Below are 23,102 nucleotides of genomic sequence, written 5' to 3'. Positions count from 1 at the left end.
CTGTGCCTCCTTGTTCTCTGTGGTAAAAACCACGTTAGATAAAATGCCATGAAAAGGATCGTCACATTTTTCCTGCCACTGGCACTTCTACTGATTGGCCTGCCGCTGTGCGGCGTTTGGCTGGCCGGGCGCGACGTTGACGCCTTCCTCGAATTTCCGCCGCGCACGCGGCATGTGGAACACGCACCGTTTTCGTGGCCGGTGTTCATTGGATTGGCTGTCGTGATTTTGGCGGTGATGGTTCCTTTTCTTGTGCGAGTCATTCGTGGAGGGGCAGACGCCGTCTGCCCGGGCGGAGCGGCCTCCGCCCCTCCAGCACAAAGGTCCTTCCCGCCGTGGGGATGGATGGTCGTGGGGTTTGGCGTTTTGTTTTGGCTTCTGGCGTGGACGCGCTTCGGGTGGATGGAACCGGTTCAGCTCTATACCTTCACGCCGCAGTGGATCGCCTACATCGTGGTGGTCAATGCGCTCACCTGGCGAAAGACGGGGCGCTGTTTGCTGACGCACGAAACCCGTTTTTTCCTTTGGCTGTTTCCGCTGAGCGCCGTCTTCTGGTGGTTCTTTGAATACCTCAACCGTTTCGTGCAAAACTGGTGGTACACCTCGGGTGCCGATTTCACGCCGCTGCAATATTTCATCGCCGCCACCCTGCCCTTCGCCACCGTCCTGCCCGCCGTGCTCTCGACCGAGGAATGGCTGGCGGCCAATCCCCGCACCAGCGCCGGGCTCGAATTCAGAACCATCATCTGGTGCACCAAGCCGAAACGTGGTGCATGGATCACCCTGCTTGTTTCGGGACTGGGATTGTTGTTCATCGGCTGGTTCCCGGACTATCTTTTCCCCTTGCTGTGGGTTGCCCCGCTCCTGCTGCTGATGGCTTTCGGGCGTCTCGCAAACCAGCCCTCGTTTTTTCCGGAACTGGAGCAGGGCGACTGGCGCCGCATCTACCGCCTTGCGCTGGCGGCGCTCATTTGCGGCTTCTTTTGGGAGTTGTGGAATTGGCACAGCCTGGCCAAGTGGATCTATGAAGTTCCCTTCGTGCACCGCTTCCAGGTTTTCGAGATGCCGCTGCTCGGCTATGCCGGCTATCTCCCGTTCGGCCTCGAGTGCGCCGTGATCGCCGACCTAATCCGGAGACGACATGCGTAGGTTGCTTCTTCGACAGCTGGTGGGTTGCGCATTGTTCCTGGCAGGCATCGCATGGATTCCGTATGCGTGGCATTCGCGGCTGGCGGATCGGTGGTACGGGGGCGATGCCGAATTGCAAAGCAAGCTGGCGAACGGCGTGGAGTTCTGGATGCGCGAGGGACTCGACCGCGACGACTTCGCCACCGGCTCGAAACTTTTCGACGGCGAGTGGCTCTATGGCACCTATGTGATGGCGGCGATCGGCTTCGGTCAGCTGGCCGCGCAGCAACCGGAAAACAAGGAACACTACCTCGCGTTGATGGAAGAAGCGATTGATGAAGTGCTGTCTGACCGCGTCCGCCAATTCGACATTGAGATGTGGAAAAGCGATCCGCTCGAAACGCTCGACACCAAAGATGGCCACGCCGCCTATCTCGGTTACGTCAATCTGGCGATGGGGCTGCATCGGCATCTCAATCCCGACTCCAAGTTCGCCGACCTCAACGACCGCATCTCCGCCGCGCTACGCCGCCGCATCGAGACCAGCCCCACCCTGCTCCTCGAATCCTATCCGCACGAAACCTATCCGGTCGACAACTGCGCCGTGATTGCCTCGGTTGTACTGAACGGTCGCTTGAACAACATAGGCTTCGACGATCTAGCCGGACGCTGGGCAGGGCGATGCCGCCGGAAGTACATGGAGCCGAAATCCGGACTCCTCTTCCAAGCGGTGAACGGGAAGACCGGAGCCATATACGATTTCCCGCGCGGATCCGGCACCACCCTCGGTCTCTTCTTCCTTTCCTTCATGGATCCGCATCTTTCGGAAGATCTCTACCAAGCGGTGAAAAACGAATTGGCTGGCAACGTCTGCGGCTTCGGGCTGGTGCGCGAATATGCCCGAGGTGTGCACGGACAAAATGGCGACATCGATTCGGGCGCGGTCATTTTTGGATACGGCCTCTCGCCGACCGGCTTCGCCCTCGGCGGCGCGCGAATCCACGGCGACCGCGACTATTTCAAGCACCTCTACGCCACCGCCCACGCCGCCGGCGCTCCACTGCAAACACGGGAGCGCTTCAACTTTGTGACCGGCGCTTCGCTGGGCGATGCCATCCTGTTCGCCATGCTCACCGCGCAACCCGGAGGATTCGCTCCATGAAACGGATCGTTTTGAAAATGTTGATCCAAGCCGCGCTGATCCTGCTGGTCTACTCCATTCAGCTGCGGGTGCTGGTCGGCACCAACATTGTAGCCGGCATCTTTTGCCCCGGCGACCACCTGCCGCACCACTATCCCGTCATGATTGCCCTGTTCATCCTGTGCCGCCTCTATGTGGTGCTGCTGCCCGGCTTCATCCTGAGCCGGATCGGCCTGGAATGGATCAAGCAACGCAGGAAATGACAATTTTGGAAACAAGCCGACAGATCTGTCGGATTTGTCGGATCAGACCGATCTTCCATTTCCGCTATATTTTTTGCAATCCGTTTCACACTAGAGACTTGCCACCGACCGCCCGCCATATGGCACGCCTTGTGCATTAAGGCCCCCACTTTTAGTAGGTTCCGTTGGAGAGCGGGATCGAGGATGCAACAAACAGGAGAGAGAGAATGCCTAAATCAAGACTGGCAGCCGTTCTGGCTGCTTTCGCCGCGTTGTTGTGCTCAGCGAGCACCGTGTTCGCGGCCGACGGAGCACCCGAAGTTGACACCGGTACAACGGCGTGGATGCTAACCGCAACCGGACTCGTGCTGCTCATGGTTCCCGGCCTGGCCATGTTCTATGGCGGCCTCGTTCGCACCAAGAACGTGCTCGGCACCATGATGCACTCGTTCGCCGCCATGGCGGTGGTGGGCGTCCTCTGGATGATCTGCGGCTACTCCATGAGCTTCGGCTCCAATGTGCTTGGCGGCTGGTTCGGCTGGAACCCCGACTATTTCCTGCTCAAGGGCATCGATTCCAATATCATGGAGGCCGGCATTCCGGAATATGTGTTCGCCATGTTCCAGGGCAAGTTCGCCATCATCACCCCGGCGCTGATTGCCGGCGCCTTCGCCGAACGCGTCAAGTTCCGCGGCTACTGCATCTTCATCGCCCTCTGGAGCCTGCTGATCTACAACCCGCTCTGCCACTGGGTCTGGGCGGAAGACGGCTTCCTCTTCAAAAAGGGCGCCATCGACTTTGCCGGCGGAACGGTGATCCACATTTCCGCCGGGGCGGCCGCCCTGGTTGCCGCGTTCTACCTCGGCCCACGCCGCGGCTACCCGAAGACCGCCATGCACCCGAACAACCTGGTGATGACCCTCATGGGTGCCGGCCTCCTCTGGGTGGGCTGGTTCGGCTTCAACGCCGGTTCGTCCGTTAGCTCCGGACTCGTTACCGCGCAGGCGCTGACCGTCACGCAGGTGGCCGCCGCCGCCGGTGCCCTTTCCTGGATGATATTCGAAGGCATATTCCACAAAAAGGTCACCACCCTCGGCTTCGTTTCCGGCGTTTTGGCCGGCCTCGTGGCCATCACCCCGGCCGCCGGCGCCGTTCAGCCGTGGGGCGCGTTGATCCTCGGTTCGGTTGCTTCCGTACTCTGCTACCTCGCCATCGAAATGAAGAACAAGCTCGGCTACGACGACACGCTCGACGTCTTCGGCATCCATGGCGTCGCCGCCCTCTGGGGCGCCATCGGCCTCACCTTCGTGCTCCGTCCGGGCACCATCGATGTCAGCATGATGCACCAGCTTTGGGTGCAGACCGAAGGCTGTCTCGTCAGCCTGGCCTATTCCGCCATCATGACCCTCATCCTGATCGTCTTCGTCGACAAGGTCTTCGGTTTCCGCATGAGCGAGGACGAAGAGCGCGCCGGCATGGACCACAGCCTCCACTCCGAGCGTGGCTACGGCATGGTGAACCTCAACTCATAGAAATGAAGAATGTAGAATTCAGAATGGTGGGTCTGCGACGCATTTCCTATAGGGGTGCGGGGCATCCCCGCCATCCATTCTACATTCCTAAATCTTAATTCTTAATTTGAAGGAACTTTTGACATGAAACTGATTACCGCAATTATCCAGGAAGACAAACTCGACGAAGTGCGCGAGGCCCTCACCGCTGCCGAAATCGGCCGCATCACCGTCACCCGCGTCGATGGCCACGGCCGCCAGGAAGGCACCGAAATCTACCGCGGCCAAGTGGTTGCCCCCAACCTGATCCCCAAGGTTGAGGTCAAGATCGGCGTCAACGACGAGTTTGTCGATGTCACCATCGATGCCATCCTCAAGGCCGCCCGCCACGGCGAAAACGGCAAGATCGGCGACGGAAAAATCTTCATCACCCCGCTGGAGGAATGCATCCGCATCCGCACCGGCGAACGGGGTGGCGAGGCGATCTGATGCGCCGGGCCGGGAGAGGACTCCCGACCCCACCTTCCCAAAGGGCGGCCTCCGAGCCGCCCTTTTTTACACCCACAAACAAACAATATTGTGCTCCTTCCAACATATCTGTCAGATCCGTTGTATCAGACGGCTCCATGGCGAAGATCCTCTATTTTTGCAATCCACTTGGCACCTAGCACTTGCCGACTACCACCTCCCCAATGGCACGTCTTGTGCGTGCCTTACTCCGTTTTTTGTTGGTTCCGTCCAGAGAGAGCCTTTAACGAGGTGGACGGAGCCGGGGTGCAAACACATCAGGAGAGAGAGATGCAATTAAGCAAGAAGGTGGCCCTTGCGGTCACTTTCCTGGCAGGCCTTTGCCTGTCCGGAACAGCGATGGCCGCGGAGGGGGATGCCGCGGGGGAACTGGCAAGTTCATCGAATACCCTTTTCATTCTGCTCGGCGCAGTAATGATTCTTGCCATGCACGGCGGCTTCGCCTTCTTGGAGGTCGGATCCGTCCGCCGCAAGAACCAGGTGAATGCGCTCAACAAGATTATTTGCGAGTGGGGCTTTTCCACGATCGTCTACTTCCTGATCGGCTACCCGCTCGCCCGAGGCGTGTCGTTCCTGGTTCCCGTGGAGGAAATGGCGGTCAACCACGGATTCGAGTATGTGAAGTTTTTCCTGCTGCTCGGCTTTGCCGCCTGTATCCCCGCCATCATTTCCGGCGGCGTTGCGGAGCGCGCCAAGTTTTGGACGAACTCGGTGGCCGGCGGCATCTTTGTCGGCCTCGTCTATCCGTTGATCGAGGGCGTCACCTGGGGCAGGTTCAACAACGGCCTGGGAGGGGCGGAAGGCTGGCTGGCCAGCACGTTCGGCGCCCCGTTCCACGATTTTGCCGGCTCGGTGGTCGTGCATGCAACGGGCGGATGGCTCGCGTTGCCGGCCGTCATGCTGCTGGGCGCACGTCTCAAGCGCTATGATTCCAACTCGATCAAGGTCAGCTCGATCCCCTTCCTGGCGCTCGGCAGCTGGATCCTGATCGTCGGCTGGTTCGGCTTCAACGTCATGAGCGCCGGCGAGCTGACCGCCGTTTCCGGACTGGTGGCGATGAACTCGCTGATGGCGATGGTGGGCGGAACGATTGCCGCAATGGCCATCTCCAAGAACGACGCCGGCTTCGTTCACAACGGCGCACTGGCCGGACTCGTTGCCGTCTGCGCCGGTTCCGACCTCTACCACCCCGTCTGCGCGGCGGTGGTTGGCGCCTTCGCCGGCGGAATCTTCGTCTTCATGTTCGAGATCGAAACCGAAAAGTGGAAGATCGACGACGTACTCGGCGTGTGGCCGTTGCACGGCATTTGCGGAGCCTGGGGCGGCATCGCCGCCGGCATCTTCGGCCAGAAGGCGCTCGGCGGAATCGGCGGGGTTTCCTTCTTCTCGCAGCTGATCGTGACCGCCCTTGTTGTCGTGTTCTGCGTGGTGGCCAGTACCGTCGTCTACGGCCTGCTGAAAATCACCGTCGGCATCCGCCTCGACCACCACGAAGAGCTGCGCGGCTCGGACCTCACCGTTCACATGATCGAAGCCAACCCCGAAGAGGCGATGTAGAGGAAAACCGGTTATCGGTTAATTGCCATTGGCTATCAGGTTCCTGGTAACGAATAACCGATAACCAAAACCTGAAAGGAACGTTCCATGAAAATGATTATTGCCGTTATCCAACCCGAAAAACTCGACGATGTGAAGGAAGCGCTCTTCAACGCCGAGGTCTGCAAGATGACCGTCAGCCGCGTGCGCGGCTGCGGAACCCAGATGGGCTTCACCGAGCACTACCGCGGCCAGGTGCGCTCCGTCAACCTGCTCGAAAAAATCCGCATCGAAATCGCCGTCAACGACGAGTTTGTCGATGATACCATCAAGGCCATCGTCAAGGGCGCCAAGAGCGGAAACATCGGCGACGGGAAAATCTTCGTGATGCCGATGGACGAATGCATCCGCATCCGCACCGACGAAACCGGCTCGGATGCGATTGGTTAATTCAAACCATCCGGACATAAAAAAAAGGGCGGCCCGAGGGTCGCCCTTTTTCATGCACTCGCAAGAAGCGATTATTTCTTGGTGGGAGTGATGGCGTCCTTGGCCGCTTTTGCGAGGCGGAACTTAAGAACGGTCTTGGCTTTGATCTTGATGCTTTCGCCGGTGGCCGGGTTGCGGCCCATACGTGCTTTGCGCTTCACCTTGATCAGTTTGCCGATGCCGGGAATCGTGAATCCGTCTGCGGATTTAGCGCCTTTGTAAGCCTGCGTAACCAGGGATTCCAAAGCCGCTTTCGCCTGTACCTTGGTGATATCGGCGTCGTCAGCGATTTTAGCGATGATCTGAGTTTTTGTTACAGCCATTCTCTTTCTCCTTTGAGTTTATGCGGCTCATTACGTTTGATCCCCCCGGCACGCACCGAATCGGACTTTAGTTGTGGTTAGTTGTACGAAAAACAAACGCGGACCTCAAGCGGTAAAAACTCCGAAGCCCCTGTTTTTATTGGTCTTCCATCAGCCCTGCCCATGCATTCCTCCACGGCGGGCGGCCTCGCCTCCGGTCAGCTTCGCGTCACCTGCAAGCCGGTTTCGGAAAGGGCGAACTCGACGAAGCGGGCGCCGGCGTTGGGCGGGTTGCTTTCCAGCCGCTCCTTGATCCGCAACGCGGCATCGGCATCGTTGGCAATCATATAGAGATAGCCCCCGCCGCCGGCACCGAGCAGCTTCGCGGCCGCGAGGTCGCCGCCCGCGATATCCAAGATTTCCTGCACCCCGTCCGGATTGGTTCCGCTGTCGAGCTGGCGGTTGAGCGTCCAGCTGCGGTGCACCGCCTCGGTGAAGGCTTCGAAGTCGTCGCGCTGGATGGCGTCGTGGCAGAAGACCGCGGTACGGGCAATGCCGTGGACGGTTTCGAGACGGGCGCCGGCGTTGAGGAAAATGCCGCGGACAATCTCGCCGAGAATGTCGTGCGCGACGCGGGTGATGCCGGTGTAGTAGAGCAACATGCGCGCCTTTTCCGCACCGTGGAAAAAGCGGCCCGGCAACCAGCGCACCACCGGCACCTGTTCAAGGCCGGGCACGGTTTGCACCAGCTTGATGCCGGGGAAGACCCCGCCCACCTGGTCCTGCCAACCGCCGCCGCTGGTGAGCATTTGCTCCAAGGCCAGCGTACGCTGGGTAATCTCCACCTTGTCCCAGTTATGCCCGGCGAGGTCGGAGAGCACGCCGAGAATGGTGGCGGCCAGAATGCTGCTGGTGCCCAGGCCGGACCCCTTCGGGATGGCGGCGAGCATCGAAATTTCCACCCCGCCGCCTAGGGCCTTCAGCTGCTCCTCCAGCGAGCCGAATGCGGCTCCGTTGAAGTCGGGGTGGAATCCGCACAGGGCGAATGCCGCCCGGGCGAGCGTGAAGCCGCTGCCGAGCTGGTCGTAGGCGCGGACATCGTCGTAGGTGTCCAGGGTTTCGGCAAGGCCGAGATCGATGGAGCGGATGGTCAGCACGGGCTGTTCCGTCCGGCGGGCAAACACCTGGATGGGCGGCTGGCCGTTGAGCTCGACGGCAATGTTCAAGACCGAACCACCATGCTCCAGACTGTAGGGCGGCGTATCCGCCCAGCCGCCGGCAAAGTCGAGCCGGACGGGGCAGCGCCCCCAGACAATCTGGTCGGCAAGCAGCGTGCAGTCGGGCACGACGGGTTGGGCCTTGTAGCGATCCACGATCAGGTCGCGCAACACCGCGAACGCCTCCTTCTCGCGCACATCCCACCCGGCGTCGCCGCGGCGGCGGCGCACGGCGGCGCGGAACATGCGGTCGTGCAGGGCGATCATCGGATTGCGCAGGCTCGACACGTCGAGCAGTTCCGGCAGCTCATGCGGGCTGTCGGCATAGAGGTCGGCGGTGGCTTCGAGATCGAGCTTGTAGAAGACGCTGTGCTCCGCATGCTTTGCCATCAGCGGCAGGGCATCCTTGCGCAGGGCGTTGCGGCGTTCATACATGTTGCGCAGGTTGGCCTGCTGCCCCAATTGGCGCGCCGACCGACGGGGCGACTCCAGCCAAAGCCGCTTCCATTCGTCCGTTGCTTCCGGTTCCGCGGCGAACATCCATTTCACGAAGCCGGGGGCGAATTCGTCGAGCAGCGGGAAGAGCGGCGCCGTTTGCAGGTCGGTTGCCGGATCGATGCCGGCCTGCTCCAGCGTGATGCCGCGCTGCTCGAGCCACCGCACCACCGGACGGTTGATCCAGGTTGTTGCCGGATCGCCCATTTCGCCGCGGAAGGCGTCGGCATAGCCATAGACACGTAGGGCGGTCTGTTCCTCGACCGCAACAAAATCGAGGCAGACGCCCTCTTCGAGTTCGAGCGTCCAATCGTTTTTCGGCACGCCGGTCAAAATGTTTTTGGAGGCGATTTTCCAGGTTGAAGGGATGTAGCTGTTTTCAACCCAAAGATGATCGTTTGCCTGGCGGCGCAGGGGCGCTTCGAAAACGCAGTTCTGCACGAACTGGTTGGGTTGCGCCAAGGAGGCAACGGCGCCGAGCTTGGATTGGTCGGAGACGAGGTTCTGCAATTCGTAGATCGAATGGATCATGTCGTTGCAGGTGCCGAAGTGGTAGAAACCGGCATCGGGCAACGGCACCACGGCGGTGGTCAACTGACCGACCTCGGGATCGGACTCGACCGGATCGGAACCGAGGTTGAGCGCCCAGCTGCCGTAGAGGTCGTAGGTGTCGGGGACGCCGTGGCCGAAGGCCTGCGATGCGGCATCCCACCCGCTCTTTTTCATGAGGCAGTCCACCGCCCGCTCGCTCAGCAGCCAGATGCCGACATCGATCAGGAAGGCGCTGTTGCGCGATTTTTCGCGGATGGTGTCGGGGGTTGGTTTTTGCAGGAACGTGACGAGTTGCTCCGGGGTATCGGGATTGCAGAACATGACGCCGAAGTTTTGCGCCTCCTCCGGCTTCACCCAGAGGCCGAAAAATACGACGTCGGCATCCGGAATGGGCGGCAGTTCCTTTTCGAGCCGCACCAGCACATCGCCGCTGGCGACCATCACGCGCGCGTTGTCCGAAGCCGCCGTGGCCATGCGCTGCAGGGTGGGCTCGGCAAGATCCAGCAGGGTTTGGTCGAGCCGTTGGCCGAGCGACCAGCGGAACACGGGCATCGGGATGAACAGCTTGCCGGGGGCGGCATAGGGCGGAAGACGCCGGCTTTCGCCCCCGCCATGGATGATCAGCTTGCCCGACCCGGACAGCCATTCGGCAAAGGAGGCCGACCCGGAATTCCGCCACGCCTGTTCGAGCACATAGGCCGTGCCCCCACCGGACCCCAGCTGCTGGCCGGGGGGATCGAACGTGGAAAAGGCCCGCCCCGCAACGGCGGGTTCGCAGTCGGCCAAATGCCCGCACATGTTGGGGGGCAGCGAGAGCAGCAGATCGAAAGAGGTATGCGTTTTCATGCTCGAACGGTAGCAGACCCACATGGAATTACAACCACCGCGCCCAAATTGTCCGCACCCCTTTATCCCGCCCGACCTGGCCAAAGGGTCCATGGGATTTCGCTACGATCTTCCCCGAGCTAGTGTACCGTTGTGGTATTAAATCGGAGATGCATGCGATGGAAACCATTGGATTATCGGATGAGCAGATCAAGGAATACCACGAAAACGGCTATGTGATTGCCAGGGGCTACTTCCGTCCCGAGGAGATTGCGCGCCTGCAGGAGGCGGCCTTCAGCGACGACAGCCTCGATGAGCGCGCATGGCGGCGGAAGGATGCCACGGGCACGGTCAGCAAGGTCTGCCTCTGGCAAAAGACGGGCGACGATTTCTATAGCATGTTTTCGCGCAGTCGCCGGTTGGTCGATTCCTGCGAGCGCATCATTGGCGAGCCGACCTACCACACCAGCACCAAGATCATGATGAAGGAGCCCTTCGTCGGCGGCGCGTGGGAATGGCACCAGGATTTCGGCTACTGGCACCTCGACAACCTCATGCTCTACCCCAAGGCGATCAGCTGCATGGTCGCCATCAACCAGGCCACCGTGGAAAACGGATGCCTCCAGGTGCTCAAAGGTTCCCACCACATCGGCCGGCTCGACCACCAAAGCACCGGCGACCAAAAGGGCGCGGACATGCGGTTTGTCGAAGAAGCCATGAAATACCACGAGCTGGTCCATGTGGAACTCGATCCCGGCGACACCCTCTTCTTCCACTGCAACCTGCTGCACAAATCCAACCAGAACCGGAGTACGGAGCCTCGCTGGTCCATGATCTGCGCCTACAACGCCATCAGCAACCAGGCCTTCGCCGAAAACTCGGCCGTCTACTATCCGCTCGACCGCGTCGACGACGACGCCATCCTGGACTGGAAAGCTTGAAGCAGGGACGGTTCGACGAACCGTCCGCACGAACGCCACGGGATCCGACCCTCCGGGCAGCGTGCTCGGAAAAACCATTTAACCGAATAATATTTTACCACTGATGGGAACTTAGCTTGAATGGTCTCACCACAGAGGACCTAGCGCGGCATAGCCGCAACCAAATTTAGAACCACTGATGAACACCGAAGACACAGATTTTTTTTACCACAGAGAACTCAGAGACACAGAGCATCCTAATCCTCTGAGCCTCAGTGTCCTCTAGCGCAGCGGGTGGTGAAAACTTGTCAGGAAAACAAGAAATTGACGGATAGTAGTACGGAGGCACAGAGAAATATAGCAATCCCGCTCCTCTGTGCCTCAGTGCCCTCTGTGGTAAAAAAACGAATCAGTTTAATTAGGTATGAGTACACTGAGGCTCAGAGGAAAGACTGTTGCCCGGATGCTCTATTTCTGAAGTTCCCAATGTCGCATTACAATGGAAGCAAACTCAATCCCGCTACTCAATCCCCACCACGGTGTTGTACAAGCCGTAATGAGTTAAGCCTTTGTGGCTTTCGATTCCGGTGTAACGGAGCGATGCATCTTCATAGCGACGGAAGGCGAACACGGCCTGGTTCATTTGCTCGGTGTTGAAGACCCTTAACCGAACAAGCAGGTGGAAATCCTGCACGGTCAGGCAGGTGAGAATGTAGACGATGCCACAGAACTGAGCGGCGGGGCAGGCAGGCTGCCTGCGATACATATCGAGAATCCTGCGTAACGCAGTTGGACGCGCGTCTACGCAAAAAGGCGGCCCGGAGACCGCCTTTTTAAGTCACGAAGAAGTGCTTAGTTCGGCAACCAGTTGGGCAAGTCCCATGTAATAAACGGTATGTTCACCGTGTTTCCGGGAAAATGATCGGTCGATGTTGCCGGCAACAACAAACAATTCCGCATCGGGGTAGCTTCGGGCAAACGAAACGAGGTGCTTATGATCACCTTTGCCCGTGGAATTCCATTTCACTTCAATGGCCACCGGTGGTTTACCTCGCCGGACAATAACAAAGTCAATTTCCCGTCCCTGTTTTGTTCGCCAGTATCGAATCTGCTGCTTGAAACCGAAGGCAAGCAATTCATTCAAGACCACATGCTCCCAGAGGATTCCCCGGTCTTCCGGGCGGATATCCAGCCATCCCCGGTTGAAGGCCACAAAACCCGTGTCAAAGCCATACACCTTCGGGGCAGAGACAATCTCTTTCGTCTTGTTCGAAAAGTAGGGCTTGATCACCGTCATCGCATAGGTGTCTTCAAGCACGCGAAGATAGTTCTGCAAGGTTGTCCGGCTCACCCCGCAGGGCGAGGCCATGAAGCTGGCCTCGAAAACACTGCCGCTTTGCTGCATCAGCAGCTCGAAAAACTTCATGAACGAATCGCGCCGCTCCAACCGGTAGAGTTCCTGGATATCCTTTGCCCAGAATGCGTCCAACCATTCCTGGTAGTCCCGTTCGGGATATTCCCCGGCGAGGAAGAACGGAGGCAGTCCGCCACGCAGGAACCGATGATCCATTCCTTTATCACTGAATTCCTCGAGTTCCTGCTGAATAATCGGGGATAGCCAGATGTCGCGCTTCCGCCCGGCCAAGGTATCTTTGAATTTCGCAGAAGCGCCTAATGTCGAAGAGCCAGTGGCAACAATCCGAATATCCGGATAATGATCTGCCGCGATTTTAAGGAGTTCCGACGGATCAGGAAGACGATGGATTTCATCCAGTACCACCCTTGATTTTGAAAATTGCTCAAGAAACGCTTCGGGATCATCCAGCAAGCGCCGGATGCGGGGCAACTCGCAATCAAAGTATTCAACGCTATCAAGAGATTTGCACAAACAGGTTTTTCCGACCCGGCGAACACCGCTCAACCAGATTATGCTGCGCTCCCGCCACGCCTCTTCAATGCGTTCCATCCAGATCAACCGCTTAATCATGAAAGCAGTGTCGCACATAAAGTACCAAACGCAAGTCTATTTTCGTTTAGTAAAACCATATGCAATTATGATTTCAAATGGAAAGCCTTACCACCCGGGGAGCCGACCCTCAGGACGGCGCTTTCATCGGAACCGGCCTAGCCAAGGAAAAAGGCGGCCCGGAGAGGCCGCCTTTCACGTTTCACGAATCAATCGTCATGCGTTCATACCGAAAACTCGGTCATTTGGTGGAAGTTGAGGTATTTGTAGACATTCTCGGTTCGGCCTTCGAGTTTCGGGCCGACGATTTGCATGTATTCCGCCGGGGTCGGCAGCTTGCCCAGCAGCGCAACCGCGGCGGCGAGCTCGGCGGAACCCAGATAGACCTGGGCTCCGGTTCCCATGCGGTTGTTGAAGTTGCGGGTGGAGGTTGAAAACACAACCGCGTTGTCGCGAACCCGCGCCTGGTTGCCCATGCAGAGCGAGCATCCCGGAATCTCAATCCGTGCACCGGCGGCGCTGAATTTCGAGTAGTAGCCCTCGCGGGTCAGCTGGGCTTCATCCATCTTGGTCGGCGGGCAGACCCACAGGTTGACGTTGGCAAAGCCTTCGCCGTCGAGCACTTCACCGGCTGCGCGGAAGTGGCCGATGTTGGTCATGCAGCTGCCGATGAACACGTCGTCGATCTTGGCGCCCTGGACGTCGGAGAGCACCTTCACATCGTCCGGGTCGTTCGGGCAGCAGAGGATCGGCTCCTTGACTTCGTTGAGGTCGATCTCGATGACGGCGGCATATTCCGCGTTGGCATCGGCTTCCATCAGCTCGCCGTTTTCGATCCACTCCTTCACGTCCTCGATGCGCTTGGCGAGGGTCTCGGCATCGCCGTAGCCCCCCTTGATCATCTCTTGCATGAGGGTGACGTTCGACTGAAGGTATTCAACCGTCGATTCGCGGCCCAGCTTGATGGAGGCCGCGGCGGCGGAACGCTCGGCGGCGGCATCGGTCAGCTCGAAGGCCTGCTCGACCTTGAGATCCGGCAGGCCTTCCATCTCTAGGATGCGGCCGGCGAAGATGTTTTTCTTGTTCTTTTTCTCCACCGTCAGCAGGCCTTCCTGGATGGCCTGGTAGGGAATGGCGTTGACGATGTCGCGCAGGGTGACGCCCGGCTGCAGCTCGCCCTTGAAGCGAACGAGGACCGACTCGGGCATATCGAGCGGCATCACGCCGAGTGCGGCGGCAAAGGCCACCAGACCGGAACCGGCCGGGAACGAGATGCCCATCGGGAAGCGGGTGTGCGAGTCGCCGCCGGTGCCGACGGTGTCGGGCACCAGCAGGCGGTTGAGCCACGAGTGGATCACGCCGTCGCCCGGGCGGAGCGACACGCCCTTGCGGTCCATGATGTAGTCCGGAAGCGTGGCGTGGGTGATCACGTCGGACGGCTTCGGATAGGCCGCCGTGTGGCAGAACGACTGCATTACGAGGTCGGCATTGAACTTCAGGCAGGCGAGTTCGGTAATTTCCCCGGCGGTCATTGGGCCGGTGGTATCCTGGGAACCGACGGTGGTCATTTTCGGCAGGCAGGAGGTGCCCGGCAGAATGCCTGCGACGCCACAGGCTTTCCCCACCATTTTCTGGGCCAGCGTATAGCCCTGCCCTTCCTTCGGCTGCGGGTTGTTCGGCACCACGAAGATGCCGGATTCATCGATGGAGCTCATGCCCAGCACGTTGCGCGCGCGCTCGGTGAGCTGTTTGCCGATAATCAGCGGCACACGGCCGCCGGCGCGGTATTCGTCGAGAATCGTGTCGGGCTTTACGGCGTAGCTGGTGAGCTCGTTGCCGTCCGCATCGGTGATCAGCCCTTTGGCCGGATAAACGTTGATGACGGTTCCGGTGGTGAGTTTTGCGACATCGGTCTGGATCGGCAGGGAGCCGGAGTCCTCGGCGGTATTGAAGAAGATCGGGGCAATCGTGCTGCCGATCACCACCCCGCCGCGGCGCTTGTTGGGAATGCACGGGATGTCGTTGCCAATATGCCAGAGCAGGGAGTTGATCGCCGATTTGCGGGATGAACCGGTTCCGACCACATCGCCCACGAAAGTAACCGGCAGGCCGGTCTTTTCCTTCAGGTCGGCGATTTCCTGCGGACCGTTGGGGAAGAGCGATCCGCCCATGCAGGTGGAGTGCAGCGGGATATCCGCACGGGTGTAGGCGAAAGAGGCCGGGGAAAAATCGTCGGTGTTGATTTCGCCGTCGACCTTGTAGACCACGGTTTCAATTTTTTCGTCGATGGCCGGGAGCGAGGTGAACCATTCGCCGTTCGCCCACGAGGTAATGATTTCCTTGGCCACGCCATTGCCGCCGTCGGCCAGCGCCTGGATATCCTCGAAACGGTTGACGGAGAGCACCATGTTTTTCAGGGCGGTGGCGGCGGTGGCCGCCAGTTCGCCCTGCTCATCGACCAGACGGATCAGCCCGTCGAGGTTGTATCCGCCCACCATGGTTCCGAGCAACTCAACGGCGCGGTCGGGCGAAAGCAGCGAACTGGATTCCTCGCCATGGGCCACCTTGAACAAAAACTCGGCCTTCAACTGCGCGGCCGGGTCAACCCCCGGGTTCACCCGGTTGGTGATCAGCTCGATCAGCTCGTCCTCTTTGCCGGCCGGCGGCGCTTTCAGCAACTCAATCACTTCGACCGTCTGTTCCTGGCTCAGGGCAAGCGGCGGAATGCCCTCCTTGGCGCGTTCTTCCACATGTGCGTAATACTCTTCGAAGAATTGGCTCATAACACGATCATCCTTTTGTTAATTCGGAAATACAGCAAACCTAGTGATTGGGCGGCGGGGTGTCAATGAGCAGGGAAAAACAAACTTAACGGCCTTGGATCCATGAAGCCATCGTGGCCTTCACCCTGCCCAACCGATCCTCGGAAACATTGCCGATGGCACCCAGTACCACATCTTGACTCGGTAGACTGTAAATCAAACTGTCCGAAATTGGAGCAAGAAGAACCCCATGCCAGAATGAACCTTATTCTACATCGACCAAAACGAAGAAAAGGAGCATCGGCATGGGGAAACCGGAAAAGAACAACTTGACCAGGTTTAATCATGATTCATGCCTCGATAATGTCGTCCAAAGAGTAGAGGGAAGGCTCATCCTCCATTCCGTGCATCGCCGCACCAACCGACATTTCGCTCCAGTCGTTGTTTTCCGCAACGAAGGATCTGGCTTGATATTTTTGCTCTATGAATTCGACATAGTCCAAGACCTCAAGCTGCCCCGCATCGGAAAGCTTCTTTACTTGCTGGCTAATCAGTTCGGCAATCGTCATCACCTGCCTCCATCGAATTCACCGGTAGCGTAACGCACTCCGGCAGAATTGCCAGCAACTAATTCTAGTCGGGGCAAGGAACTTGCAAAACCTCTGGTTTTGCCGTTCCAGTTATCAGGTACTGGTTATTGGTTATCAGGACAAGTCATACGCAACCAGCGGGTTAGCCCAACAACCAATAACTTTTAACAAAAAACCGCCTCGCAAACTCGAAGGGTTTTGCAAGAGGCTCGGGGCGAAGGATTATTCCACCCGGAGCTTTTCGGGGGGATCGTTGAATGGGTTCATGATGGCGGGGTCGATTGGAAATCTTCATCCCGCGCACAGCAGTAGGCAATGCAATCGGAAATCGAGCTGGCCGGGATGCCGCGCCAGAAGATTTGCCACTTGCCGCAGGTGTGGTAGCCGTCGGCCTGTTTGTCGTACCAGGAGTTGAACGGGTTCGCCACGTTGGAACGCCAGAAGAGGGCCCCGTGGTTTTCGCACACCTCGCGCCAGAGCTCCAGCGCCAGCCCCTCGCCGCGCGCCTCGCGACCGACCGCGAACTTGGAAAGGTACAACCCGGCCGGATGCTCCTCGAGCAGCACCGCCCCGCGGTAGTCCTTTTCAATATAGGCATGGGAAACGTTTTCCAGAAACCCCGTGCTGGAAAGGTTTTTGCGGAAACTCGCCTCAAGCAGTACGAGCAAACGGGCGCGCTCCACCCCTTCCATGGCCACGAAGTGCCGCAGCTCGCTTCCCTTCCGGAAGAGCGTGCCGGCCCCCTTCACCGTAAAGATTTCCTGCAGCAGGTTGATCGGCGAGGTGACGGAAAGATGGACGCCCGGGCGCTGCTCGAGCAGCTTGCGCCCCAGTGCCGGATAGTCGAACTCCAGCTCCTCGATCTCCGGCGCGTTTTTCCGATGGGTGTAGATGTAGGGCAGCAGCTCGCCGGCCGGGTTTTTCAACCCGCCCGCCGCCCGGACAAAGTGAACGCGCGTTGCGGTTTCGGGCAGAAGCGTCAGCAACGATTCTTCAAGGCCATGGCGCTCGCCGACCAGCACCGGAACCTTTTCCGCCATGCGCGACTGCTGGATGAACAACGGCACCGAACCCTGCTCAAGCGGCTGGAAGGCGAAGATGGGTTCGGACGACAAGGCCTCTTTCATTTCGAGCGCCTTTTCGCCGCAAAGGAGGATGGCGGGAACCAGTTCCAGCCGCAGCAGGAAGTGCAGATCGAACGCCAGCACCTCGGCCCCGGCCTCGATGCTGCCGAGATCCGGGCACAACAGGGCAAAGCAGGCCGCCTTGTCGGACTGGAACTTGTTGAGGTAGAACTCATACTCGTCCCGGCGCCCAATGCTGTCGAGAAACAGCCGTATGGTTTTATTCAGCGCATTCATAGGAAGCCCCTAATTAGCACGAATCTTCACTAATTCGCCAGAACAGATTCATTAGTGCGGATTAGTGTCGATTAGTGGTTTGAATCAAAGCGCCTTCTTGGTTTCTTTGACGAGGCGCTTGAGCTTGCCGCCGATGGCAACCTTCTTGACGTGCGACATGCGGTCGACCAGCAGGACGCCATCGAGGTGGTCGAGCTCGTGCTGGATGGCGCGGGCGAGCAGCCCCTTGGCGTGGATGGTCCGCGGAAGGCCGTCGCGGTCGATGTATTCGGCGTCCACCTCGTACCAGCGCTCCACATTGGCGAAGATGTCCGGAAAGCTCAGGCAACCTTCCGGCCCCACCTGGATCTCTTCGGTGTGGCCCGTGATTTTCGGGTTGATGAAGACCAGCGGCATTTCCACCGCCGGGTTTTCGCGCCGCCCGTCGTCGCCAACATCGCTATCGGCCGGGATATCGACAATGAAGATGCGCTCGGTGCGGCCGACCTGCTCGGCGGCCAGGCCGACGCCCTTTTCGGCATACATGGTTTCGAACATGTCTTTGACCAGCTCGTGGATCTCGGCATCGACATTCATCACTTCCACGGCTTTCTGCCGCAGAACCGGGTTTCCGTAGGTGCAAATGGGTAAACTCATAGCCGCAAGGTTTTCGTGGAGATCACTTTGGATGTCAACATCGAATAGGTCAAAGAGAGATTAAAAACCCTTGTTGGCTGTATCCCTTTTAGTTTAAAACGTGTCTGAATGCGAGTCGCTTAGGGGTAGGCGCACTTGGTGAGTGATAAACACAAACCACATGGGGAAGTCCAATGAAAATTAAACTACTTCTGAATATCACATGGTCCTTAACTCTGTTTTTCGGGCTAAACTTTACTGCTCACGCGGCGACTATTACTATCACAACCGACACCTATATAGGGTTGGGCAACGCAGTAAATGATAATGCCGATATCGTGGTGTCGGGTTGCACGCTGACGGTCGACGGCTCGCACGCTTTTGCCAGCTTGACGCTCAATAACAGCGCGGTACTGACCCATTCCCCCTATGGGACAGGAAGTAATTCCACCCTCCGACTGGACCTGACGATCAGCGGCAACATGACGGTGGATGCCTCGAGCCGTGTGGACGCCAGCGGCCGGGGTTACGTGGGCACTTCGTCCACAGGCAACGGTCCGGGAGGCGGAACCGGAACCCGGGGTGACGGCAACGGCGGTGGCGGTGGCGGCGCCTTTGGCGGTAACGGCGGCGCACCGCAGAGTATCTTTGCGGGCGGGCAAGCCTATGGCAACGCAACCGAACCGGTACAGCACGGCTCTGCCGGCGGCGCAGGATATGCCGGCATTGGCGGCCCGGGCGGTGGCTACGTGCGGATCGATGTCGGCGGTACCCTGCAGCTCAATGGTCAGATTCTGGCTGATGGTTTGAGTGGTCTCAGCCATAGCTACGGCGCGGCGGGCGGCGGCGCGGGCGGCGGCATCTGGCTGAGCGCAAACCAGTTGGCCGGCTCCGGCCAAGTCTCGGCCAATGGCGGTGCGGGACATGAAGTGGGCGAAGAGGACAGCGGCGGCGGCGGCGGCGGACGCATTGCCGTGATCTGCCAGAGTTCCACCTTTAACGGAACAATGACTGCACACGGAGGGGCGTGTGGAATCCGGACCGAGGGCAGCGGTGGCGCAGGTACGGTTTTCTACAAGTCTTCAGCAGCCGATACCGGGCTGCTCCTGATCGAAAACGGCGGGCTGGAAGGCGGAATATCAACGTGGGTTCAGACCACCGGATTTGGTGACCTCAGTATTGATAATGCGGCCAATGTCGAACTGCTTGGCGCCGACAGCATGCTCGTTCCGGGCGACATTCTGATCGATGACACGGCTTCGATCCTTTGCCGCTCTGTTAATACTGATGCGCAGGTGGACAATGCGTGGCAGGGTACGGGCGTGACCATTACCGGCAGCACCCTGCGGGTCGAAGTCGGCGGTTTAATCTCGGCGAACGGCCAGGGCTACACCGGCACATCAACCACCGGTAACGGCCCCGGCGGCGGTACAGGAACCCGCAGCGACACGCCCGGCGGTGGCGGTGGCGGCGCACTGGGCGGTAATGGCGGTAACCCGCAAAGCCCCTACGCCGGAGGAATCGCCTATGGCTCTGTTACACAACCACTGGACCTTGGATCAGCCGGCGGTGCAGGCTATCCCGCCGACGGGGCTTCGGGCGGCGGGGCGATAAAGATCGTGGCCGAGACGCTCGAACTCGAAGGGGATATTCAGGCGAACGGATCGACTGGAGCCGCCCACAGTTATGGCGCCTCCGGCGGAGGAGCCGGCGGCAGCGTATGGCTGGAACTGGACACCTTTTCCGGCAGCGGCCTTCTTTCCGTTAACGGCGGCGATGCCTATATAGTAGGCGAAGAAGATGGCGGCGGCGGCGGTGGCGGACGTATTGCAATCCATTATGCATCGAATACCTTTGCGGGACAGCTCCAGGCCTATGGAGGTCTGTGCGGCAACGGTGTTACGGAAGGCCAGGCAGGCGGTGCCGGCACAATCTATCTGGAATCGGATGCACAAACTGCAGGCAACCTGATCGTTGACAATCTGGCCACAAATGGCGCAGCCACTCCATGGCCTTACGGTCTTGCACTGGACGAAACGACCGTGGGAAGCGGTGGTATTCTGGAGGTCAGCGGCACGAACTCATGGGCCGGCTCTTCGTTGAACATCACCGATGGCGGCACCATGCACATGCGCGATGCTGCGACCCTGGTTCTGGATTCCTTCATCATGGCCTCCAATGCGCTGGTCTATTGCCACGGCATGAACACATCTGCACTCGTTGATGGCGAATGGGCCGGCCGCGGCGTCACACTTGAAGCGCAGAGCGCCGACATTGGATCCGGTGCGGTCATCACGGCCGATGGCCTTGGCTATACGGGAACCAGCACCAATGGATTCGGTCCCGGCGGAGCCACCGGCACCCGGCAGGATTGGCCCGGCGGCGGAGGCGGAGGAGCCTACGGCGGCCATGGCGGCAATCCCGAAAGCCCGCTGGAAGGCGGCATCGGCTACGGCTCTGTGGCCCAACCGCTTGACCTCGGCTCGGCCGGCGGCGCCGGCTATGCCGGTGACGGTGTAAGCGGGGGCGGCGCATTCCGCCTGGTGGTCAGTGGAGTATGTTCACTTGACGGACTGATCACTGCCAGAGGCCTCAACGGACCCTCGCATAGTTTCGGCGGCGGGGGCGGCGGCGCGGGCGGAAGTGTCTGGATTGCGACCGGCTCCATTACGGGCAGCGGTTCGGTGGACGTACGCGGAGGAAATGGTGCCGTGGTCAGCGAACAGGATGGCGGCGGAGGAGGCGGCGGCCGCATTGCGGTTGAAGCGGATGCCAACACCTTTTCAGGCTCTCTTCTGGCACAAGGCGGAGGCGGGTTCGAGCGTGGGGGTGCCGGCACGATCTATATCCGGACAGCGCCGCAAACGGTCGGTGACGTGTTTGTTGATAATGGCGATCAGACCGGTGCGCGCACGGTGCTGAGTAATGACGAGTCGTATGACCATGTCCAGGTGCTAAATGCAGGCATTCTCGAACAAATGCCCGGAGTATCAAATTCAGTTGCAACCATGACGGTTAAGAGCAACGCAACGGTCGCCGTTCAGGGCGGTGCCGTGCTCTATGCGGATGCCTTGACCATCGAGGATGACGGAGTCGTTCTTTGCGAGTCTGCCGACAACTCAGCCACGGTCAACAGCAACTGGGTTGGATATGGTGCCGGGCTGCAGGTCGGCACGCTTACCATTGACGTCGGCGGTGTTCTTACGGCAACGGGACTGGGCTATACGAGCACAGATGCCAAAGGCAACGGTCCGGGCGGCGGCTCGGGAACGCGCTCCGACAATAACGGTGGCGGCGGCGGCGGTGGCTACGGCGGTGCCGGTTATCCGGGTCAAGGCCAGCCGGGCGGAGGAACCTACGGCTCGGAAACTGCACCGGTCGATCTGGGGTCAGCCGGCGGTGCCGGCTATGCCGGACGGGGCGGTGGCGGCGGCGGTGCAATCCGCATCATTGCCACAGACGAAGTCGTGGTTGAGGGACTTCTTTCCGCCAACGGTGTAGATGGCTTGGTTCACAGCTGGGGTGCCAGCGGCGGCGGTGCCGGCGGAAGCATCTGGATTACCACCCCGACCCTCTCCGGTTCCCTCGGTTCCATCCAGGCCGTTGGCGGCGCGGGCTGGGTTGTTGGCGAGGAAGACAGCGGCGGCGGCGGTGGCGGCCGTATTGCCATCTATTACCAGAGCAATCAGTTCTCCGGAATCCTCACCGCCGATGGAGGATCGAACGGCGGACAGGTTGGTACAGTGCATCTTGAGGAGGTCGTTATTTCGGTTAATCTGACCGTACAGTCTGCTCTCGGTAGCCCGGTTCCTTCGGTTGGCTCCCGCCCATACACCGGCGGATCGGTTGTCCCCTGCTCCGTGGCCGACGTCATCAGCGGCAATATGCAGTATGAATGCATCGGCTGGACTGGAACGGGTTCTGTCCCGGTATCCGGCAACAGCAACTCCGTGGAGGTGGTTATCACCCAGAACTCTTCCATCACCTGGCTCTGGCAGACCAATGTCTGGCTGGACGTCAATGTGACCGGCAACGGATCGGTCAGCCATTCTGATGGCTGGTATGCCGAGGGCTCCGTACAAAACCTCGTCGCGACTCCCGGTGAAGGCTGGCTCTTCATGGGCTGGAGCGGTGATGCTTCCGGAACCAACAATGCCGTTCTGACGATGGATGCCCCCAGGGTTGTGATGGCCGTCTTCTCGGATGATGCGGATGGAGACGGACTCACCAACATCGAGGAAGCAAACGTCGGCTCCAATCCGTGGTTGGTTGATACCGACGGCGATGGATTCGACGACAAGCAGGAAGTGGATCACAACTGGAACCCAACGGTGTCGGATCAGTGGGCGGTCGACCACATCGCCGCCAACGGATCCACCTTCGGCCTGTATCCGTCGAACGCGGTGCTCGATGTTGCCCTCGGTGAAATGCTGATGGATGTGGCGGGCACGGAAGCCACGCTGAGCCTCCAGCTCGAAACCTCCCAAGATTTGAACACGTGGAGTAATGCGGGTCCGGCGCAGATCTGGAGCTGGCCGGTGGACGGTGAGAAGAAATATTTCCGCGTTAAATCGTCAAAGTAGAATAAGCGAACTGTTTGCTTCAACCGGTTCGTAGCGCCGGTTAATCCAGTAGAGTCGCCGCTACGAGGCGGCTCTTCTTTGGAGTACAACAATGAAAGTAGCAACACTTATCGCTACTGCGCTGATCTGCGGCAACGCATCGGCAACCATTTTGACCTTCGATGCCGGATTGACCGACGGAGCCGCCATGCCGCAGAACTCTGGTGATAACGTGACGAACACAACGATGGGAGCCTATACCTACGGAGAAAACGGCGAGGGGTTTACCCCTACCTAATGTGACCGTGGATGGTGAAAAGAAATTCTTCCGTGTGAAGTCGTCAAAGGTGGAATTTGGAT

At 59.4% G+C, this 23,102-nt stretch carries 17 protein-coding genes and 1 pseudogene; 10 read left to right on the top strand and 8 right to left on the bottom strand.

Annotated features, from left to right (window positions below):
- Positions 1-48 precede the first annotated feature (48 nt).
- From E9954_RS27780 to E9954_RS27750, 7 genes are all read left to right on the top strand, one after another.
- Positions 49-1,149 (top strand): hypothetical protein, encoded by a 1,101-nt coding sequence (locus tag E9954_RS27780; protein ID WP_136082559.1) that lies wholly within the window; start codon positions 49-51, stop codon positions 1,147-1,149.
- Positions 1,142-2,290, top strand: coding sequence for a hypothetical protein (locus E9954_RS27775; protein ID WP_136082558.1), 1,149 nt, complete (start codon positions 1,142-1,144; stop codon positions 2,288-2,290). Before E9954_RS27780 ends, E9954_RS27775 begins: the two co-directional genes overlap by 8 nt.
- Entirely contained in the window at positions 2,287-2,532 is a 246-nt protein-coding gene (locus E9954_RS27770) for a hypothetical protein (RefSeq protein WP_136082557.1), read from the top strand. Before E9954_RS27775 ends, E9954_RS27770 begins: the two co-directional genes overlap by 4 nt.
- A gap of 206 nt (positions 2,533-2,738) precedes the next feature.
- A complete protein-coding gene (locus E9954_RS27765) occupies positions 2,739-4,043 on the top strand; it encodes an ammonium transporter (protein ID WP_136082556.1) in 1,305 nt (434 codons plus the stop codon).
- 123 nt (positions 4,044-4,166) lie between these two features.
- Complete coding sequence (locus tag E9954_RS27760; RefSeq protein WP_136082555.1) at positions 4,167-4,511, top strand: P-II family nitrogen regulator; 345 nt, start codon at positions 4,167-4,169, stop codon at positions 4,509-4,511.
- A 378-nt stretch (positions 4,512-4,889) separates the two neighbouring features.
- The gene (locus tag E9954_RS27755; RefSeq protein WP_136083050.1) at positions 4,890-6,107 is read left to right on the top strand and encodes an ammonium transporter; all 1,218 of its coding nucleotides are present in this window, start codon (positions 4,890-4,892) and stop codon (positions 6,105-6,107) included.
- 87 nt (positions 6,108-6,194) lie between these two features.
- Entirely contained in the window at positions 6,195-6,536 is a 342-nt protein-coding gene (locus E9954_RS27750) for a P-II family nitrogen regulator (protein ID WP_136082554.1), read from the top strand.
- A gap of 71 nt (positions 6,537-6,607) precedes the next feature.
- Here the strand turns inward: E9954_RS27750 and E9954_RS27745 are convergent, their stop codons facing one another.
- Positions 6,608-6,898: an HU family DNA-binding protein gene (locus tag E9954_RS27745; protein WP_136082553.1), complete on the bottom strand. Its 291-nt coding sequence runs from the start codon at positions 6,896-6,898 to the stop codon at positions 6,608-6,610.
- Between the two features lie 197 nt (positions 6,899-7,095).
- Positions 7,096-9,987, bottom strand: a complete 2,892-nt coding sequence (locus E9954_RS27740; protein ID WP_168442648.1) for a bifunctional fucokinase/fucose-1-phosphate guanylyltransferase — start codon at positions 9,985-9,987, stop codon at positions 7,096-7,098.
- 158 nt (positions 9,988-10,145) lie between these two features.
- Between E9954_RS27740 and E9954_RS27735 the strand changes: the two genes are divergently transcribed.
- On the top strand, positions 10,146-10,907 hold the full coding sequence (locus E9954_RS27735; RefSeq protein ID WP_136082551.1) for a phytanoyl-CoA dioxygenase family protein: 762 nt from the start codon (positions 10,146-10,148) through the stop codon (positions 10,905-10,907).
- 499 nt (positions 10,908-11,406) lie between these two features.
- Here the strand turns inward: E9954_RS27735 and E9954_RS27730 are convergent.
- The 6 genes and pseudogenes from E9954_RS27730 to def all read right to left on the bottom strand — a co-directional run.
- Positions 11,407-11,595: pseudogene (locus E9954_RS27730) on the bottom strand (hypothetical protein); the annotation flags it as partial.
- Between the two features lie 129 nt (positions 11,596-11,724).
- Positions 11,725-12,873 (bottom strand): ATP-binding protein, encoded by a 1,149-nt coding sequence (locus E9954_RS27725; protein WP_168442647.1) that lies wholly within the window; start codon positions 12,871-12,873, stop codon positions 11,725-11,727.
- Between the two features lie 203 nt (positions 12,874-13,076).
- Positions 13,077-15,635, bottom strand: a complete 2,559-nt coding sequence (acnB, locus tag E9954_RS27720) for a bifunctional aconitate hydratase 2/2-methylisocitrate dehydratase (RefSeq protein WP_136082549.1) — start codon at positions 15,633-15,635, stop codon at positions 13,077-13,079.
- Between the two features lie 329 nt (positions 15,636-15,964).
- Positions 15,965-16,183, bottom strand: a complete 219-nt coding sequence (locus E9954_RS27715; protein ID WP_136082548.1) for a DUF2281 domain-containing protein — start codon at positions 16,181-16,183, stop codon at positions 15,965-15,967.
- Between the two features lie 284 nt (positions 16,184-16,467).
- Positions 16,468-17,565 carry a hypothetical protein gene (locus E9954_RS27710; protein ID WP_136082547.1) on the bottom strand — a complete coding sequence of 366 codons (1,098 nt, stop codon included), beginning with the start codon at positions 17,563-17,565 and terminating at the stop codon, positions 16,468-16,470.
- A gap of 84 nt (positions 17,566-17,649) precedes the next feature.
- Positions 17,650-18,201: a peptide deformylase gene (gene def, locus E9954_RS27705; protein ID WP_136082546.1), complete on the bottom strand. Its 552-nt coding sequence runs from the start codon at positions 18,199-18,201 to the stop codon at positions 17,650-17,652.
- Positions 18,202-18,374: 173 nt separating this feature from the next.
- Between def and E9954_RS33565 the strand changes: the two genes are divergently transcribed.
- On the top strand, positions 18,375-22,763 hold the full coding sequence (locus tag E9954_RS33565) for an InlB B-repeat-containing protein (RefSeq protein ID WP_136082545.1): 4,389 nt from the start codon (positions 18,375-18,377) through the stop codon (positions 22,761-22,763).
- 91 nt (positions 22,764-22,854) lie between these two features.
- Positions 22,855-23,040 (top strand): hypothetical protein, encoded by a 186-nt coding sequence (locus E9954_RS27695; RefSeq protein ID WP_136082544.1) that lies wholly within the window; start codon positions 22,855-22,857, stop codon positions 23,038-23,040.
- Positions 23,041-23,102: the final 62 nt, after the last annotated feature.

Origin of the sequence: Pontiella desulfatans, from assembly GCF_900890425.1 — a bacterium.
In the GTDB taxonomy this organism is placed as follows: Bacteria; Verrucomicrobiota; Kiritimatiellia; order Kiritimatiellales; family Pontiellaceae; genus Pontiella; species Pontiella desulfatans.
Note: the sequence above shows the minus strand (reverse complement) of the source record. Positions and strands in the feature narration are given on the sequence as shown.

Coding starts and splice junctions, on each gene's coding strand:
- E9954_RS27745 (WP_136082553.1), bottom strand. CDS start 6,898: ATGGCTGTAACAAAAACTCAGATCATCGCTAAAATCGCTGACGACGCC.
- E9954_RS27735 (WP_136082551.1), top strand. CDS start 10,146: ATGGAAACCATTGGATTATCGGATGAGCAGATCAAGGAATACCACGAA.
- E9954_RS27780 (WP_136082559.1), top strand. CDS start 49: ATGAAAAGGATCGTCACATTTTTCCTGCCACTGGCACTTCTACTGATT.
- def (WP_136082546.1), bottom strand. CDS start 18,201: ATGAGTTTACCCATTTGCACCTACGGAAACCCGGTTCTGCGGCAGAAA.
- E9954_RS27760 (WP_136082555.1), top strand. CDS start 4,167: ATGAAACTGATTACCGCAATTATCCAGGAAGACAAACTCGACGAAGTG.
- E9954_RS27750 (WP_136082554.1), top strand. CDS start 6,195: ATGAAAATGATTATTGCCGTTATCCAACCCGAAAAACTCGACGATGTG.
- E9954_RS27755 (WP_136083050.1), top strand. CDS start 4,890: ATGGCCGCGGAGGGGGATGCCGCGGGGGAACTGGCAAGTTCATCGAAT.
- E9954_RS27725 (WP_168442647.1), bottom strand. CDS start 12,873: ATGATTAAGCGGTTGATCTGGATGGAACGCATTGAAGAGGCGTGGCGG.
- E9954_RS27765 (WP_136082556.1), top strand. CDS start 2,739: ATGCCTAAATCAAGACTGGCAGCCGTTCTGGCTGCTTTCGCCGCGTTG.
- E9954_RS27710 (WP_136082547.1), bottom strand. CDS start 17,565: ATGAATGCGCTGAATAAAACCATACGGCTGTTTCTCGACAGCATTGGG.
- E9954_RS27740 (WP_168442648.1), bottom strand. CDS start 9,987: ATGAAAACGCATACCTCTTTCGATCTGCTGCTCTCGCTGCCCCCCAAC.
- acnB (WP_136082549.1), bottom strand. CDS start 15,635: ATGAGCCAATTCTTCGAAGAGTATTACGCACATGTGGAAGAACGCGCC.
- E9954_RS27715 (WP_136082548.1), bottom strand. CDS start 16,183: ATGACGATTGCCGAACTGATTAGCCAGCAAGTAAAGAAGCTTTCCGAT.
- E9954_RS27775 (WP_136082558.1), top strand. CDS start 1,142: ATGCGTAGGTTGCTTCTTCGACAGCTGGTGGGTTGCGCATTGTTCCTG.
- E9954_RS33565 (WP_136082545.1), top strand. CDS start 18,375: ATGAAAATTAAACTACTTCTGAATATCACATGGTCCTTAACTCTGTTT.
- E9954_RS27770 (WP_136082557.1), top strand. CDS start 2,287: ATGAAACGGATCGTTTTGAAAATGTTGATCCAAGCCGCGCTGATCCTG.
- E9954_RS27695 (WP_136082544.1), top strand. CDS start 22,855: ATGAAAGTAGCAACACTTATCGCTACTGCGCTGATCTGCGGCAACGCA.